Genomic DNA, 16205 nt, shown 5'->3' with positions numbered 1-16205 from the left:
GACGGGAGCGACGATGTCGACACGCAATCTCGATGCGCTGTTTCAGCCGCGCGCCATCGCCCTGATCGGCGCCAGCAACCGTTTCCGCTCCGTTGGCGAGGTGCTGGCGCGCAACCTGTTCGGCGCCGGCTTCAAGGGCCCGGTCATGCCGGTCAACCCGCACGAGAGCGCGATCCGCTCAACGGTCGCCTATCCCGATGTGCGCTCGCTGCCCGCCGCGCCCGACCTTGCCGTCATCGCGACCCCGGCGCCGGGCGTGCCGGAGCTGATCGGCCAGCTGGGGGAAGCCGGATGCCGGGCCGCCGTGGTGATCTCGTCCGGCTTCGAGGACGAGGCCTTGCGCGCCGATCTCCTGGAGGCGGCGCGGCCGCATACGCTGCGCATCGTCGGGCCCAATTGCATCGGCTTCATCTCGCCGCGCGCCGGCATCAACGCCAGCTTCGCACACCTCAGGCCCCGCAACGGCGATATCGCCTTCGTGAGCCAGTCGGGGGCCATCGCGACGGCGGTGCTGGACTGGGCGGACGTGCGCGGCATCGGCTTTTCGCATGTCGTGTCGGTGGGCGACATGTGCGACGTGGATCTGGGCGACCTGCTCGACTATCTGGCCGTCGATGGCCGCACGAAGTCCATCCTTCTCTTCGTCGAGACGGTGACCGAGGCGCGCAAGTTCATGTCCGCCGCACGGCTGGCGGCGCGCACCAAGCCCATCGTCGTCATCAAGGCCGGCCGGGCGCGCGGGCGAGCCGCCGCGGCGACGCATATGGAAGAGCTCGCCGATGCGGAGGACGTCTTCGCCGCGGCCTGCCGGCGGGCCGGCATGCTGCAGGTGGCCACGCTTCGCGAATTGTTCGAGGCGGTGGGCACCCTGGCATCCGGCATACGCCCGCGCGGCGACCGCCTGGCCATCCTGACCAATGGCGGCGGCGCGGCCATCCTGGCCGCCGACGCGGTGGAACGCCATGGCGGGCGGCTTGCGGAGCTGTCCGATGCCACGCGGGCGCGCCTGTCGGGTGTCCTTCCAAACAACTGGCGGCAGGGCGACCCCGTCGACATGCTGCGCGAAGCCGACGACGCGCGCTATGCCGACGCGCTGTCCGCCTTGCTCGACGATGATGGGCAGGACGCCGTCCTTGTGATGAACTGCCCGACGGCCATCGCCGACGGAGTCGAGGCCGCCCGCGCCACGATCCGGACGCTGGATGCGACCCGCAACCGGCCCGTCGTCACATGCTGGCTGGGCGAGCGCGCCGCACGCGATTCGCGCCGGCTCTTCGCCGAACGGGGCGTGCCGACCTACGATACGCCGGACGAGGCGGTGCGCGCCTTCATGCAGCTCGTCAATTATCGCCACAACCAGGACATGCTCATGGAAACACCGCCCGCTTTGGTGGCAGAGCGGGTGGACAGGGACGCGGCCGCTGCGGTGATCGCGGGCGCGCTGCGTGCCGGCCGCCCGGTGCTGAGCGCGCCCGAGGCCCTGGCATTCCTGGCGGCCTACGGCATTCCGACGGCGGCGACGGGCACTGCGCCGGACCCGGAGATGGCGGCGGAAATCGCCGCGCGGATCGGCTTTCCGGTGGTGCTGAAGATCCTGTCGGACGATATCGTGCACAAATCCGATGTCGGGGGCGTGCGGCTGGAGCTGGATAGCGCCGAGTCGGTGCGCGACGCGGCCCTGCACATGCTGAAGCGGGTTGCCGAGTTTCGTCCCGACGCGCGGATCGAGGGCTTCTCCGTCCAGAAGATGATCCGCCGCCATGGTGCCCACGAGGTGATCGTCGGCGTCGGCCTCGACGCCGTCTTCGGGCCGGTGCTGGTGGTCGGGCAGGGTGGTACGGCGGCGGAGGTGATCCGCGACCGGGCCATCGGCCTGCCGCCGCTCAACATGCTGCTGGCGCGCGAAATGATCGGCCGAACGCGCATCGCGCGGCTGATGGGCGGCGAAGTGGGCCAGCTTGCGACGACACTGGTGAAGCTGTCGCAGATGCTGGTGGATCATCCGGAACTGGTGGAGCTGGATATCAACCCCCTTCTGGCGGATGGCAACGGCATCGTCGCGCTGGATGCGCGCATCGCCGTGCGTGCCGCCTCGGGTGCGGGGTCGGCGCGCTTTGCCATCCTGCCATACCCGCAGGAGCTGGAGGAAACGGTGACGCTGCGGGGCGGACGCGCGTTCGAGCTCGCGCCGATCCGCCCGGAAGACGAAAATGCGCTCATCGACATGCTGTCGCGCAGCGCGCCCGAGGATATCCGGCTGCGCTTCTTCGCGCCGATCCGAAACATCGGGCACACCTTTGCGGCCCGCCTTACGCAAATCGACTACAGCCGCGAAATGGCCTTCGTGGCCCGGGAGGCCGGCGACCCGGAGAGCGCCATTCTGGGCGCGGCCCGCATCGTGACGGACGCGGAAGGCATCGAGGGAGAGTTCGGCATCATGGTCCGCTCCGACCAGAAGGGCAAAGGCCTCGGCTACGCGCTGATGCAGAAGATCCTGTCCTATGCCCGGGCACGGGGCATGCGCCGCGTCTTCGCCGAAGTGCTGGCCGAGAACACCTCTATGCTGGCGCTTGCGCAGGAACTGGGCTTCGTCCGCCAGCCGCCGGGCGAAGACATGACGATCCGCCATGTCGAGCTGGAGCTCGATCGCTGATAGCCGGTTGCGAGGGCAATCGAATTCACATCCGCAGCTTCGGCCCTTAATAGACCATCATCGCAGGGCACTGTCCCGTGCATCCCGAATCCCTTATCCGGCACTTTTCCTGATGGCCCGTTCGCGTAAGTTCCTCATCAGCCTCGTCCTCGTCGCCCTCGTGGCGGGCGTCGCCTATGTCGCAATCGACGGGCAGGAGCCCGCCGCCGGCGGGACGGCCACCCAGACGGCCGAGCGCCCGCTGGAGCTTTCTCCGGTCGAGGTGGCTCTCGTCGAAAGCCAGACCATCGCCGCCGATCTGCGGATCACCGGGACGCTCCGGCCGGCACGCCGCACCATCATCGCGGCGCAGGTGTCGGGCACGATCGAGGATGTCGCGGTGAAGATCGGGCAATCCGTTGAGCAGGACGACGTGCTGCTGCAATTCGACCTCGTTCCCCTGGAGAGCACGCTGGCGGCGCGTCGTGCCTCGCGCGATGCGATGCAGGCGCAGCTTCGACAGGCGCAGGCGGTTCTGGCGCGCAGCGCCCGGCTTGGGCTCAGCGGCATCTCGTCCGAGGCGGTGCGGCTGGAGGCGGAGGCCAACGTGGCCAACCTCGAGGCCCAGTTGCGCGGGCTCGACGCGGAAGTTGCGGATGCGGATCGCAACCTGGCGGACGGCACGGTGCGGGCACCCTTTGCCGGCGTCATATCCGAGCGCCGGGTCGAGCCGGGGCAGACCGTCGCCATCAATACCGAGCTGCTCTCGATGGTGGACCTCGACATCATCGAAGTGGAAGCCGGCGTGCCGGCCGGCAGCGTCGCCGACGTGCGGCCCGGACAAATCGCCCGGCTGACCATCAACGGCCTGCCCGCCCGGACCTTCGAGGCACGGGTCGTGCGCATCGCGCCGACCGCCGTGGAAGGCTCGCGCACGGTCCGCGTCTATCTGGAACTGCCCAACGAGGACGGGCTCCTGAGGGGCGGGATGTTCGCCACGGGCACCCTCGACACGGGCAGCCGCAGCGACGTCATCGCCCTGCCGGAAACCGCCCTGCGGCGCGACGAAGCCGGTGAGTTCGTCCTGAAGGTCGTCGACGGCCGGCTGGTCCGCCAGGCCGTGACGGTGGATCCCGTGCCGCCCCGGCAGGGGCTTCTGGCCTTCACCGAAGGCCTGGCGCCGGGCGATACGGTGGTCGTCGCGCCGCTGCCGGCGCTGAAGGCCGACACCGCCATCGAAATCGGGGCCTGACACCGCATGTTCCTGACCCGCGTCAGCGTCGGCCATCCCGTCTTCGCCACCATGATGATGCTGGCCATCCTGGTGGTCGGCCTGTTCTCGTTCAACCGGCTGGGGGTCGACCTGTTTCCGGAGGTCGACCTGCCGGTCGTGGTGGTTGTCACCGCCTATGAGGGCGCCTCGCCCGAAACGGTGGAAAGCGAGGTGACGCGGCGCATCGAGACCGAAGTCAACACGATCGGCGGCATCGATACCATCACCTCCGACAGCTACGAGGGGCGCTCCGTCGTCGTCATCCAGTTCGACCTCGACGTCGACTCGCGCGCGGCGGCGCAGGAGGTGCGTGACCGGGTGGCACGGCTGGACGCCGTCTTCCCGGACGAGGTCGATACCCCGCAGGTGACGCGCTTCAACCCCGACGACCAGCCGATTCTGTCGGTCGCGGTCTTTTCGGACAGCCGCAGCCTGCCGGAAATGACGACGCTGGCCGACAAGGTGATCGTCAACCGCCTCAGCGTGCTTCCCGGCGTCGGACAGGTGACCATCGTCGGCGGCAGCCCGCGCCAGGTCCTCGTTCTGATGGACCCCGAGCGGCTGGAGGCCTACGGCATTTCGGTATCGACGGTCATGGCGGCGATACGCCGCGAAAACCAGGACCGGGCCGCCGGCACGCTGATCTCGGGCATCGGGCAGCGCATCGTGACGGTGGAGGGCCGGCTTTCCGATGTCACCGATTTTCCGCAGATCATCGTCGCGCAGGACAATGGCTATCCGATCTATCTGTCGGATGTAGCCGAAGTGGTGGACGGCGGGGCCGAGCTGACCAGCGCCGCCAGCTACAACGGCGTCCGCGCGCTGGGCGTCGACGTGGTGAAGGTGCAGGGCGCCAACACGGTGGCCGTGGCCGAGGCTCTTCGGTCCGAAGTCGACGTGCTGGCGCGCGAGCTGTCGCCCGAGGGCCTGACGCTGACGGTCAGCCGCGACAATTCGCGGCCCATCGCGCTTCAGGCGGCGGAGGTACAGCGCACGCTCATCGAGGGTGGCGTGCTGACGGTGCTGATCGTCTTCCTGTTCCTCAATTCCTGGCGCTCGACCGTCATCACCGGCCTGACGCTGCCGATCTCCGTCATCGGCACGTTCGCCGTCATGTATTTCCTGGGGTTCACGCTCAACACCATGACGCTGATGGCCCTGTCGCTGTCCATCGGCATTCTGATCGACGACGCCATCGTGGTGCGGGAAAACATCACGCGGCACCTGAACATGGGCAAGAGCCACAAGCAGGCGGCGCTGGACGGCACCAACGAGATCGGCCTCGCCGTCGTAGCGACGACCCTGTGCATCGTCGCCGTGTTCCTTCCCGTCGCCTTCATGGGCGGCATCATCGGCCGGTTCTTCCTGCAGTTCGGCGTCACCGTCTCGGTTGCGGTCCTCATCTCGCTGTTCGTCGCCTTTACGCTCGATCCGATGTTGTCGAGCGTCTGGTACGACCCGGCGACGGCGCCCAATGCGAAACGCGGTCTGCTGGGCCGCCTGGTGGCGCGTTTCGACCGTGCCTTCGAAGGACTGGCGGTGCGCTACAAGTCGGTCATCCACTGGAGTTTCCGGCATCGCTACCTGACGGTATTTGCTGCAGTCGCCATTTTCGTCGGCAGCCTCATGCTGGTGCCGCGGATCGGCGGCGAGTTCCTGCCGCCGAGCGACAATGGTGAGTTCTCGGTCTATGTGGAGGGTCCGCAGGGCTCATCGCTCGACTACATGGGCATCAAGGTGCGGCAGGTGGAGGCCGCGCTGCGCGAGTTTCCAGAGGTTCAGAGCTTCTATTCCACCATCAACGCCGGCGGTGCGCGCGGCGTCAATGCCGCCAATGTGGCCGTGCAACTGGTGCCGGCGCGCGATCGATCCATCTCCACCAGCGCCATCGCGGAGCCCATCCGCCACCGCCTGTCCTCCGTGGCGGGCCTCGAGGTTTCGGTGAACCAGAGCTCGATGGGCGACGGTGGCGGGGGCGCCGCTTCCAAACCCCTTCAGGTGTCGGTTCTGGGCGACGGGCCGGAGGAGCTTCGGCGCATTTCGGACGAGATCAAGACACGGCTGCAGGCGATACCGGGCGCGGTCGAGGTGGAATCCTCGATCGACAACGAAAAGCCGACCTATGCCATCCGGGTCCGGCGCGAGGCGGCCAGCGACCTTGGCGTATCCATCGAGGCCGTGGGTGAAACGCTGCGGCCGCTGATCGCGGGCGACGCCATATCGGTCTGGAATGCGCCGGACGGCGAAAGCTACGACGTCGTGGTGCGGCTGCCGCGCGAGGGCCGGGAGGTCGCCGACCAGCTTCGCAACCTGTCGCTGACCACAGGGCGTACCGGCGAGGACGGGCGGCCGACGACCGTTCTCCTGTCGCAGGTGGCGGACGTTATCGAAAGCGTCGCACCGGAATCGATCACCCGCAAGGACCTCTCGCGGGAAATCCGCATCTCGGCCAATGTGCAGGGCAGGGCGCTGGGCGACGTCACCGCCGATCTGACGCGCGAGATCGCGGCCGTCGACGTGCCGGCGGGATACCGGATCGTCTTCGGCGGCGAGGCCGAGGACATGGCCGAAAGCATGGGCTATGCGGTGGAGGCGCTGTCGCTGGCGGTGATCTTCATCTACCTGATCCTCGCCTCCCAGTTCGGCTCCTTCATCCAGCCGCTCGCCATCATGATGACGCTGCCGCTGTCGCTCATCGGCGTGCTCGTCGGCCTGCTGGTGACGGGCTCTACGCTCAACATCTTCTCGATCATCGGTTTCATCATGCTGATGGGCCTCGTCACCAAGAACGCGATCCTGCTGGTGGATTACTCCAACCAGGGGCGCGCGCGCGGACTGTCGCTGCGCGACAGCCTTGCCGAGGCGGGTGCGGTACGGCTGCGCCCCATCGTCATGACCACGCTGGCGATGATCTTCGGCATGCTGCCGCTGGCGCTGGGCCTCGGCGAAGGAGGGGAGCAACGCGCGCCGATGGCCCATGCAGTGATCGGCGGGCTGATCTCGTCCACGGTGCTGACGCTGATCTTCGTGCCGGTCATCCTGACCTTCCTGGATGGCCTGGCGCGCCGCGTCTCGAAACGTCTGCCGAAGGCGCCGGACGAGCAGCACGCCACGGGGGCGTAAGCCCCCGCCAGCGCCGGCCGCTTCCTATCGGGGCTTCGAAGCGAGGCGCTCCGCGTCCAGAAGGGCGCGCTTGCGCTCGACCCCCCAGCGATAGCCGGAGATGTCGCCATCGCCGCGGACCACGCGGTGGCAGGGTATTGCGACCGCGATACCATTGCCGGCACAGGCCCGTGCCACGGCCCGCGCCGATCCGGGGCGGCCGATCCGCTCGGCAAGCCCGGCATAGCTGACCGTCTCCCCGGCGGGAATCCGCATCAGAGCCTGCCAGACACGCTCCTGGAAGGCAGTACCCCTGATATCCAGCGGCAGGCCTTCGCTGGTCGAGCCCGGCGCATCCACAAGGGCGACGACACGCGCGACGAGATCGGCAAAGGCCGCGTCTCCGGCGGCCAGTTCGGCGCCGGGAAACCGCGCGGCAAGCCGCTGGAGCAACAGGGGCTCTTCTCCGAACTCGATCATGCAGATGCCGCGCGCAGTCGCCGCCACCAGCAGCGGGCCCAGGCTGGAGCGCGCCATAGCGTGGACGATACGCTCGCCCCTGGCGCCCCGAAGAAAGCTTCGCGGCGTCATGCCCAGCCCGTCGCCGTCATCATAGGCGCGCGAGCTGGCGCCATAGCCGGCCGCGTAGATGGCATCCGTCACCGATGCGGCGCCGGCAAGGCCGTCGCGCAGCCGCAGCTTGCGGCGTGCCTTCGCATATTGCTTCGGCGTCAGCCCGATACGATCCTTGAACAGCCGTTGGAAATGGAAGGGGCTGTAGCCCGCCGCCGCCGACAACTGCGCCAGGGTCGGCTCTGTCTCGGCAGCCTCGATGTGCTGGCAGGCCGCAGCGACCATGTCGTCCAGTGCGGCATCGGGCCGGGTTTCGTGCGGGCGGCAGCGAAGGCAGGCCCGGAAGCCGGCCGCCTCGGCGGCCGAAGCGTCCGGGTGGAAGGACACATTCTCGCGCCGCTTCGGGCGCGAGGCGCAGGACGGGCGGCAGTAGACGCCGGTCGTGCGGACGGCATAGACGAAGCGGCCGTCGAAGGCTGCGTCGCGCATCTTCACGGCCTGCCAGAATTGATCGTCGTCACGTGACAACATGGCGGTCTCCTTGCGGGGCAGGATAGCCCCTTCGATCGTCGACTGCCATGAGAATGCCGGCCCGGCCTTCGCGCCGCATCCCGGTTCTTGCGGTCCTATCCGCGTTCGTCGGAGATAACCTTGCCGTCCTGCGGCAGCGTGCCGGGCGCGACGATGGAGACCGCACCCTTGAGCTTCGTCACATCGGCAAGCGTCTCGCGCAATGCGGCGTCGATGCCCGTCTCCGCGCTTTCGGCAAGAAGCCGCATCTCGTCCCGTTCGTCGGTACGGCTGACCACGAGCCGCAGCCGCTTCAGGCCGGGGTGTCGCCGGCCGATCTCGGCGATCTGCTCCGGCCGCACGAACATGCCGCGCACCTTGGTCGCCTGGTCGGCACGCCCCATCCAGCCACGGATGCGCCGGTTGGTCCGGCCGTCCGGCACGGGCTCCGTCATGAAGGCGGACAGGTCGCCGGTAGCGAAGCGGAACAGCGGATAGTCGGCGTTCAGCCGCGTGATCACCAGTTCGCCCACCTCGCCGTCCGGCAGCGGCTCCCCGGTGCCCGGCGCGACGATCTCCACGATCACGTCCTCGCCCACGACCATGCCGTGTTCGGGCGCGCCTGTCTCGTACGCCACGATGCCGAGGTCCGCCGTGCCGAATGCCTGGCGAACCGTCAGCCCATGGCCTTCCAGCGTGGCGCGCAGCGATGGCGGCAGGGCGGCGCCGGACACCAATGCTCGTGTCAGGAAGCTGACGTCCCTTGCCGTTTCCCCAGCCTTGTCGATCAGGATCTTCAGGAAATCCGGCGTGCCGCAATAGGCCGTCGGCCGGAAGCGCGCCATGGCGTCCAACTGGCCTTCGGTGCCGCCGGTGCCCGCCGGTATGACGGCGCATCCCAGTGCATGCGCGCCGCTTTCGAACATCGTCCCGGCCGGCGTGAGGTGGTAGGAGAACGCATTGTGGACGATGTCGCCGGGCTTGAGGCCCAGGGCATGAAAGGCCCGCGCCGCGCCCCACCAGTCGGGCCCGGACCCTTCGGGATCGGCGATCGGGCCGGGCGACAGATACAACCTTGCGAGACGTCCGGGCTTCGACAGGGTCAGGCCGCCGAAGGGTGGATCGGCCTGTTGCAATGCCGGCAGGTCCGACTTGCGCAGCAATGGCAGGCGCGCAAGGTCCGGCGGCGCGACGATTCCGTCCAGGTCGATGCCGGCAAGCCGTTGCCGCCAGCCCGGCGCCTCGGCCATCGCGCGCGACAGGAGCGCGCGCAGATGCAGGAATTGCTCCGCCTGCCGGGTCTCCGGCCTGCGCCCTTCCAGATCGGGGTCGAAACGCCACATCAGCCCACCCTCATGCCAGCCAGCGCTTGCGACGCCGGTAATGCTTGACGCTATGATAATCCACCTTGCCATGCCCGCCGAGGTAGAATTCCTGCACATCCGGGTTGGAGCGCAGCGCGTCGGCGCTGCCGTCCATCACCACATGACCGTTTTCGATCAGATAGGCGTGGTCGACGATTTCCAGCGCGGCGGCGGCGTTCTGTTCCACCAGAAGCACCGACAACCCTTCCTCCCGGTTGATGTCGCGGATCATCGCAAAGATTTCCGATACCAGAAGCGGCGACAGGCCGAGGCTCGGCTCGTCCAGCATCAAGAGCTTCGGGCTGGTCATCAGCGCGCGGCCGATGGCCAGCATCTGCTGCTCGCCGCCCGAGAGGTAGCCTGCCTTCGACCGGGCGCGCTCCTTCAGGCGCGGGAAATAGGCGTAGACACGCTCTCGCAGTTCGTCGAGCCGGGCGCGAGACCCCGTCAAAGGATAGGCCGCGACAAGGTTTTCATCGGGCGTCAGGTGCCCGAAGATGCGCCGCCCTTCCAGAACGTGCACCAGCCCCGCATCCACCCGCGCCGGCGGGCCCAGGGCCAGCAGGTTGCGGTCGGCGAAGCGGATTTCGCCGCGCGTCACGGCGCCGCGTTCCGGCCCGAGCAGGCCGGAAATCGCCTTCAGCGTGGTAGACTTGCCGGCCCCGTTGGCGCCGAGAAGGGCGATCATGCCGCCCTCTTCGATGCTCATCGATACGCCCTTTATGGCCAGGAAGACCTTGTCGTAGACGACTTCGACGTTGGAGAGCGTCAGCAGCGCCATGGTTCAGCGCCCTTCGCGGAAGCCCGCCGCCCCTTCGTCGATCTCCTTCTGGACGATGTCCGGGTAGGCGTTGCCCCACTCGCCCACGGGCTCGAAGGCGGTTCCGTTCCATTGCGATACGCGGCCCATGCCGCCGCCCTGATGGTCCTGCGCGGTGATGGTGATCGGGGGCATCAGGCCTTCGGCGTCGAAGCCGGAGATTTTCTGGAACCCATCCTTCAGCCGCTCGCCCGTCAGCGGGCCATCGCCTTCGGCCAAAGCAAGGCGCGCAGCCTCCACCGCGACCGCCATGGTGGCGACTCCGAGATTGTAATAGGACGAGCCGACCTTGGCCGCGTCGCCCGCACCCTTGCCGGTGTCGACGACCTTTTCCTTGATGCGCTGCAGGATCGGCGTATCCATGCCGGGTGCGACGGCCTCGAAACGCTTGACGCCCACCATCGTGTCAGCGCCGACGGTGTTGGCATCCGTTTCGGCAAGCCAGACGACCGACATGATGTTCTCGGGCGGGATGCCGTTGCGCACCGCCTCGCGCACCGATACGGCCTGTCCGCCGCCGGCACCCCAGATGATGGCGTAGTCCGGCCGATAGCGGCGCACCTCCGTCCAGGTGGACGTCTGTTCGTTGCCGGGGCTGGCATAGGCAAAGGTGCGGAGCTCGAAATTCTTGTCCGACGCAAGGTCCTGGAGCACGGGAATCGGCTCGCGCCCGAAGGGCGAGTCGATGTGTACCAGGGCGATCTTCTTGCCTTCGAGCCCGCCATTGTCCTCGATCCATTTCGCCAGGATCGCGGCCTGCGACCAGTAGGTGGCCATGACCGGGAAGACGTAGGGGAATGTCTCTCCGTCGGAAGCGTCGCCGCGCCCGTGCACGGGCGTGATCATCACGACCTTGTCCTGCAATGCAGAGGGGACGATGGCCCGGGAAACGGGCGTCGACAGGAAGTCGAACAGGATCGCCCCTTCGTCGCGCGCCCGGTTATAGGCTTCAATGCCGCGCTGCGGCTGGTTGCCCGTATCGCGCACGATGGCCTCGAAAGTGGTGCCGTCGATGCCGCCTTCCTCGTTGACGAGGGTCAGGTAGTCGCGCTGGCCCTGGTTGTACTCTCCGGTCACGAACGTATAGACCGCCGTGAAATCCTGAAGCAGGCCGAACTTGACCGGCTCCTGTGCGGCGGCCGGGCCGGTCAGGAGCGCGATGGCGGCAAGCCCTGCCGACAGAAGCTTCCTCATGGACATGATTGCGGTTCCTCCCAGATGCCGGCCCGTGTTGCCGGCCGGCTAGTTTTTCGCGTGGCGGAATGGCCAGACGAGCAAGGTGTTGCGGATATTGTCGTAGATCTTGGCAAGGCCCAGCGGCTCGAAGACGAGGAAGCCGACGATGAGCGCGCCGTAGACCATCAGGGGCAGGTGGGCGAGCAGGTTGGCGGATACCTGCAGCCAGCCGGCCGCCGACAGCTCGGCCGCGATGTTGGTGAGGATGATGGGCAGCAGGAGCACGAACCCGGCGCCGAAGAAGGCGCCGATGACGCTGCCGAGACCGCCCACCAGCACCATGGCGACGAGCTGGATGGAGATGTTGAAGCTGAACTGCTCCGGCGTGACGGCCCGATAGTAGCAGAAGGCCAGGACCGCGCCCGAAACGCCGCCCAGGAAGGACGAGGTGAAGAATGCCCCGAGCTTGGTGCGGAACGGGTCGACGCCGATGACGGCGGCCGCGAAATCCTTTTCGCGGATGGCGACGAGGGCCCGCCCAAACGCGCTGCGTTGCACGTTGAGCAGGAACAGCGTCACGACCACCGTCCAGGCGAGCGCGGCGTAATAGCGCGAGAGCGGCCCGTCCAGGGGGATGAAGAACAGACTGACCGACGGTGTCTGCAGCGTCGCCTGCGCGCCGCCCGAGATCACCGGCACGTTGATGATGACCCAGTCCACCAGATACTGCATGGCCAGTGTCGCCATGACGAGGTACAGCCCCTTCACCCGCAATGCGGCCGCGCCGAAGATGCAGCCGATGACCGCCGAGACGAGGCCCGCGCCGAGCAGCGCCAGCTCGAAGGGCAGGCCGGCCCGCGTCAGGTGGATGGAGGTATAGGCGCCGATGGCCATGACGGCGGCGAAGCCGAAATGCAGTTGTCCGGCAAATCCCATCAGAAGCGTCAGCGAAAGGCTGGCCGCGCTCCAGATCAGCCAGGGCAGCACATAGGAGCCGAGGTGCAGGCTGGACAGGAAAAAGGGGGCGGCGAGCGCCAGGGCCAGGATGGCCAGCACCTGCCAGCGATCCGCGGGAACCGGCCAGAGCCGCATGGCCGATCTGTAGCTGGTGTGGTGGACGCCCGCGAGACGGTAGAACATGGACTCAGATCCTCTCGATATTCTCGCGGCCGAAGATGCCGTAAGGCCGGATCATGATGGTCAGGAGGATGACGAGCGAGGTGACGACATCGCGTGTGCCGCCGCCGACCATGCTGTCGAGATAGCCCGGGATGACCGAGCCGAGGATGCCGACGACGAGACCGCCCACGAGCACGCCCCAGATGGAGTCGACCCCGCCCAGGATCACCACGGCGACCGCCGGAAACAGCAATGCCGAGAGGGTCCAGTCGATGCTCTGGACCGAGCCCCACAGCACGCCGGCGGCGACGGCCGACACGCCGGCAAGCCCCCACGAGATGCCGATGGCCTTCTCGACGGAGATGCCCACCGCCCAGGACGAGACATGATCGTCCGAAACGGCGCGCAATTTGGTGCCGAGGCGGGTGCGGAAGAACAGAAGCGAGGCGGCCACCATGACCAGCGCAACCACGCCGCCGATGAGATAGGCGCGGTTGATGAAGACATCGCCTATGATCACGGGCGCAAGGCCGATCCCGATGTCGAGCGATTTCGGCCCGGCGCCCAGAAGGCCGGGGCCGAAGCCGCGCAGGAAAATTTCCAGCCCCAGCGTCAGCATGACGACCATGATGATGGGCTGGCCCACCATGCGCCGCAGGAGCAGCCGCTCGACGGCGAGGCCGAGGGCGAACATGAGAACGGCCGCCAGCGCGATCGCGGCGTACAGCGGCAGCCCCGCCCCGACCAGCAGCCAGACGGCATAGGCAGCCGTCATGACGATGGCGCCCTGCGCAAGGTTCGGCACGCCGGCCGATTTGTAGATGAGCACGATACCGAGGGCGACGAGGCTGTACATCAGCCCCGTCAGCGCGCCGTTGACCAACAGTTCGACGAAATACTCCATCAGGCGCTCTCCCGGTTGTCGACGCCAACCAGCGCCAATCGGCGGCTGAGCGTGCCTTCCGCGCCCGTTTCGTATGTCACGCGCGCCTCGTACAGGATTTCGTCCCCGTCTTCGTAGAGCGCGGCGATGATGGGCGCGTAATTCGCGTCGATGACGTTGCGCCGCAGCTTGCGCGTACGGGTCACCTCGCCGTCGTCGGGGTCGAACTCCTTGTGCAGGTTCACAAAGCGGCGGATGGCGAGGTTTTCGGGAAGGCGCTTGTTGACCGCGGCGATGACGCCGCGCACCAGCTGCGCGATTTCCGGCTTCTGCGACAGGTCGGCATAGGAGGTGTATGCGATGCCGTGTTCCTGCGCGTAATGGCCCGCGGCGTCGAAATCGATGCTGACCAGCGCGGACAGATAGGGCCGCCCTTCGCCGATGATGCAGGCATCCTTGATATACTGCGAGAACTTCATGCGGTTCTCGATATAGGTCGGGATATAGCGCTCTCCGTTGCCGGCATGGACGACCTCCGACACACGCCCCAGGACGACGAGCTGGCCGTCGGGCTCCATATGTCCTGCGTCGCCGGTGTGCAGCCAGCCGTCGCGGATGGCCTCGGCGCTGGCCGTCTCGTTCTGGTGGTAGCCGTCGAACACGTTCCCGCCGCGCATCAGGATCTCGCCATCATCGGCGATGCGGATCTCCACGCCCGGGAAGGGGCGGCCGACCGTATGCAGCTTGAGGTCGCCCGGCGACTGGGCGACGGCGAGCGCGCAATTCTCGGTCTGGCCGTAGAACTGCCGAAGGTTGAGGCCCAGTGCGCGGAAGAACAGGAATACGTCCTCGCCGATGGCCTCGCCGGCCGTGTAGGGGCGCTTCACGCGGGACAGTCCGAGCTGGTCGAGCAGCGGGGCGAAGACGAGGACCCGCCCGAGCCACCAGTGCAGGCGCGCTCCGATACCGGGCTGCCGGCCGTCGAGCCGCTTGCGCTCGGTGGCGACGGCGAAGCCGGTGAAGTGATCGAACAGAGCGCGTTTCAGCTTCGTGGATTCCTGCATGCCGACCTGAATGCGCGTCAGCATCGCCGACCAAGCGCGCGGCGACGAAAAATAGATCGTCGGCGCGATCTCGCGCAGGTCGTGGAGGGCGGTCTCCTGCCGTTCGGGTATGGCGACCTTGAAGCGCAGCGCCAGCGCCGCCCCGATGGAAAAGATGAAATCGCCCACCCAGGCCATGGGCAGATAGGCCATGTGCACTTCGCCCTCGCCGAAATAGCCGGCATTGGCGGCGTTACGCACCCCGCTCAGAACATGGGAATGGCGCAGCGGAACGCCCTTCGGCACGCCCGTCGTGCCGGACGAGTGGAGCAGGACGGCGATATCGCCGGCTTGCGGACGAGCCACCAACGCCTCGCGCAGGCCTGCCTCGGCGTCCAGCCGCCGCGCCCCTTGCTCCACCAGCGTCGCCAGCGCGACGACGCCGGCCGGCTCATGCCCCTTCAGGCCGCGCGGATCGTCATAGGCGATCAGCGCGAGGGCAGGGTTGGCCTGCCGCACCTGCATCAGCTTGTCGACCTGCTCCTGGTCTTCCGCGACGGCGATCGTGATACCCTCGCGCCCGACCTGGCCGGACAGCTCGTCGGCATTCACGTCGGAATAGGCGGGTGACGGGATGGCGCGCAGGGCGATCAGCGCCAGCATGGCCGCATACAGGGCACGGCGATTGTCGCCGATGACCAGCACGATGTCGCCCGCCTTGACGCCCGCCGCCTCGAAGCCCGCGGCCAGCGACAGCACATGGTCGCAATAGGCGCGCCAGGTCCATTCCTGCCATATGCCCATGTCGCGCTCCATCAGCGCGACCTCGCCTCCATGGCGTTCCGCATTCCGGGCGAGAAGGGCGATGAGATGATCGGACTTGTCGGTCTCAAGCGGCATCGCGTAAGCCCCCGATATAGGCGGCCACCACGGCCGGGTCGCTCATCGCCTCCCGCGACGGACCTTCGGCGATCTTGGTGCCGTTGTTCAGCACCGCGACGCGGTCGCAGATGGCGGTGACGACGTCCAGATGATGCTCGATCAGAAGGACGGTCAGCCCCAGCTCGTCCCGCGCGTCGAGGATGAAGCGGACCATGTACTCCTTTTCTTCCTGGTTCATGCCGGCCATCGGTTCGTCCAGCACGAGGAAGCGCGGCTCCGCCGCCAGTGCGCGCGCCAGCTCAACCCGCTTCTGCAAGCCGAGCGGGATCGTATCGACATGCTCGTCGCGCACGCTCTCGAGTTGCAGGAGGTCGATGATGTCCTCCACCTTGCGGCGGTTGGCGATCTCGGCCGGCTGCGCCGCGAACGGATAGAACAGGGCGGAAAGGGCGCTCGGCCGCATGAAGATGTGCCGGCCCATGAGGATATTGTCGACGACGCTCATGCCCCGGAACAGCGCCACGTTCTGGAAGGTGCGGGCGACGCCCGCCCGCGCGATCCTGTGCGGACGCATACCGGTGATCTCCCGGCCCGACAGGCGGATCGCGCCCTTCTGCGGCGGGTAGAAGCCGGTGACGGCATTGACGAGGGTCGTCTTGCCGGACCCGTTCGGTCCGACAAGACCGAAGATTTCGCCGGGCGCGATCGACAGGGTCACCTCGCGCAGGGCATGCAGGCCGCCGAACCAGCGGCTGACGCCCTCGCAGTCCAGTGCGGCGACCGGGCCGTTGCCGTTGCTCAATCCATCCCTCCCGTTTCCTCGGCCGT

General features: G+C 67.5%; 11 protein-coding genes. 3 read left to right on the top strand and 8 right to left on the bottom strand.

Annotated elements, in window-relative coordinates; all coding sequences use genetic code 11:
* Window positions 1-13 precede the first annotated feature (13 nt).
* The 3 genes from IGS74_RS01415 to IGS74_RS01405 all read left to right on the top strand — a co-directional run bounded on the left by IGS74_RS01415 (window position 14) and on the right by IGS74_RS01405 (window position 7028).
* Window positions 14-2653 carry a bifunctional acetate--CoA ligase family protein/GNAT family N-acetyltransferase gene (locus IGS74_RS01415; protein ID WP_192388762.1) on the top strand — a complete coding sequence of 880 codons (2640 nt, stop codon included), beginning with the start codon at window positions 14-16 and terminating at the stop codon, window positions 2651-2653.
* Between the two features lie 112 nt (window positions 2654-2765).
* Window positions 2766-3884, top strand: a complete 1119-nt coding sequence (locus IGS74_RS01410) for an efflux RND transporter periplasmic adaptor subunit (RefSeq protein ID WP_192388760.1) — start codon at window positions 2766-2768, stop codon at window positions 3882-3884.
* Window positions 3885-3890: 6 nt separating this feature from the next.
* Window positions 3891-7028, top strand: a complete 3138-nt coding sequence (locus tag IGS74_RS01405) for an efflux RND transporter permease subunit (protein ID WP_192388758.1) — start codon at window positions 3891-3893, stop codon at window positions 7026-7028.
* 24 nt (window positions 7029-7052) lie between these two features.
* Here the strand turns inward: IGS74_RS01405 and ada are convergent, their stop codons facing one another.
* From ada to IGS74_RS01365, 8 genes are all read right to left on the bottom strand, one after another.
* Entirely contained in the window at window positions 7053-8111 is a 1059-nt protein-coding gene (ada, locus tag IGS74_RS01400) for a bifunctional DNA-binding transcriptional regulator/O6-methylguanine-DNA methyltransferase Ada (protein WP_192388756.1), read from the bottom strand.
* Window positions 8112-8206: 95 nt separating this feature from the next.
* On the bottom strand, window positions 8207-9433 hold the full coding sequence (locus IGS74_RS01395; RefSeq protein WP_192388754.1) for an AMP-binding protein: 1227 nt from the start codon (window positions 9431-9433) through the stop codon (window positions 8207-8209).
* A 10-nt stretch (window positions 9434-9443) separates the two neighbouring features.
* Window positions 9444-10235, bottom strand: coding sequence for an ABC transporter ATP-binding protein (locus IGS74_RS01390; RefSeq protein WP_192388752.1), 792 nt, complete (start codon window positions 10233-10235; stop codon window positions 9444-9446).
* Window positions 10236-10238: 3 nt separating this feature from the next.
* Window positions 10239-11474, bottom strand: coding sequence for an ABC transporter substrate-binding protein (locus IGS74_RS01385; protein WP_206688204.1), 1236 nt, complete (start codon window positions 11472-11474; stop codon window positions 10239-10241).
* A 42-nt stretch (window positions 11475-11516) separates the two neighbouring features.
* The gene (locus tag IGS74_RS01380) at window positions 11517-12590 is read right to left on the bottom strand and encodes a branched-chain amino acid ABC transporter permease (protein WP_192388750.1); all 1074 of its coding nucleotides are present in this window, start codon (window positions 12588-12590) and stop codon (window positions 11517-11519) included.
* Window positions 12591-12594: 4 nt separating this feature from the next.
* Window positions 12595-13473 (bottom strand): branched-chain amino acid ABC transporter permease, encoded by an 879-nt coding sequence (locus IGS74_RS01375; RefSeq protein ID WP_192388748.1) that lies wholly within the window; start codon window positions 13471-13473, stop codon window positions 12595-12597.
* Window positions 13473-15395 carry an AMP-binding protein gene (locus IGS74_RS01370; protein WP_192388746.1) on the bottom strand — a complete coding sequence of 641 codons (1923 nt, stop codon included), beginning with the start codon at window positions 15393-15395 and terminating at the stop codon, window positions 13473-13475. The genes IGS74_RS01375 and IGS74_RS01370 overlap by 1 nt, the downstream gene beginning before the upstream one ends.
* The gene (locus tag IGS74_RS01365; protein WP_246722810.1) at window positions 15385-16179 is read right to left on the bottom strand and encodes an ABC transporter ATP-binding protein; all 795 of its coding nucleotides are present in this window, start codon (window positions 16177-16179) and stop codon (window positions 15385-15387) included. The genes IGS74_RS01370 and IGS74_RS01365 overlap by 11 nt, the downstream gene beginning before the upstream one ends.
* Window positions 16180-16205: the final 26 nt, after the last annotated feature.

Origin of the sequence: Aureimonas sp. OT7 (assembly GCF_014844055.1) — a bacterium.
In the GTDB taxonomy this organism is placed as follows: Bacteria; Pseudomonadota; Alphaproteobacteria; order Rhizobiales; family Rhizobiaceae; genus Aureimonas; species Aureimonas altamirensis_A.
This window is presented reverse-complemented; position numbering and strand designations above follow the sequence as displayed.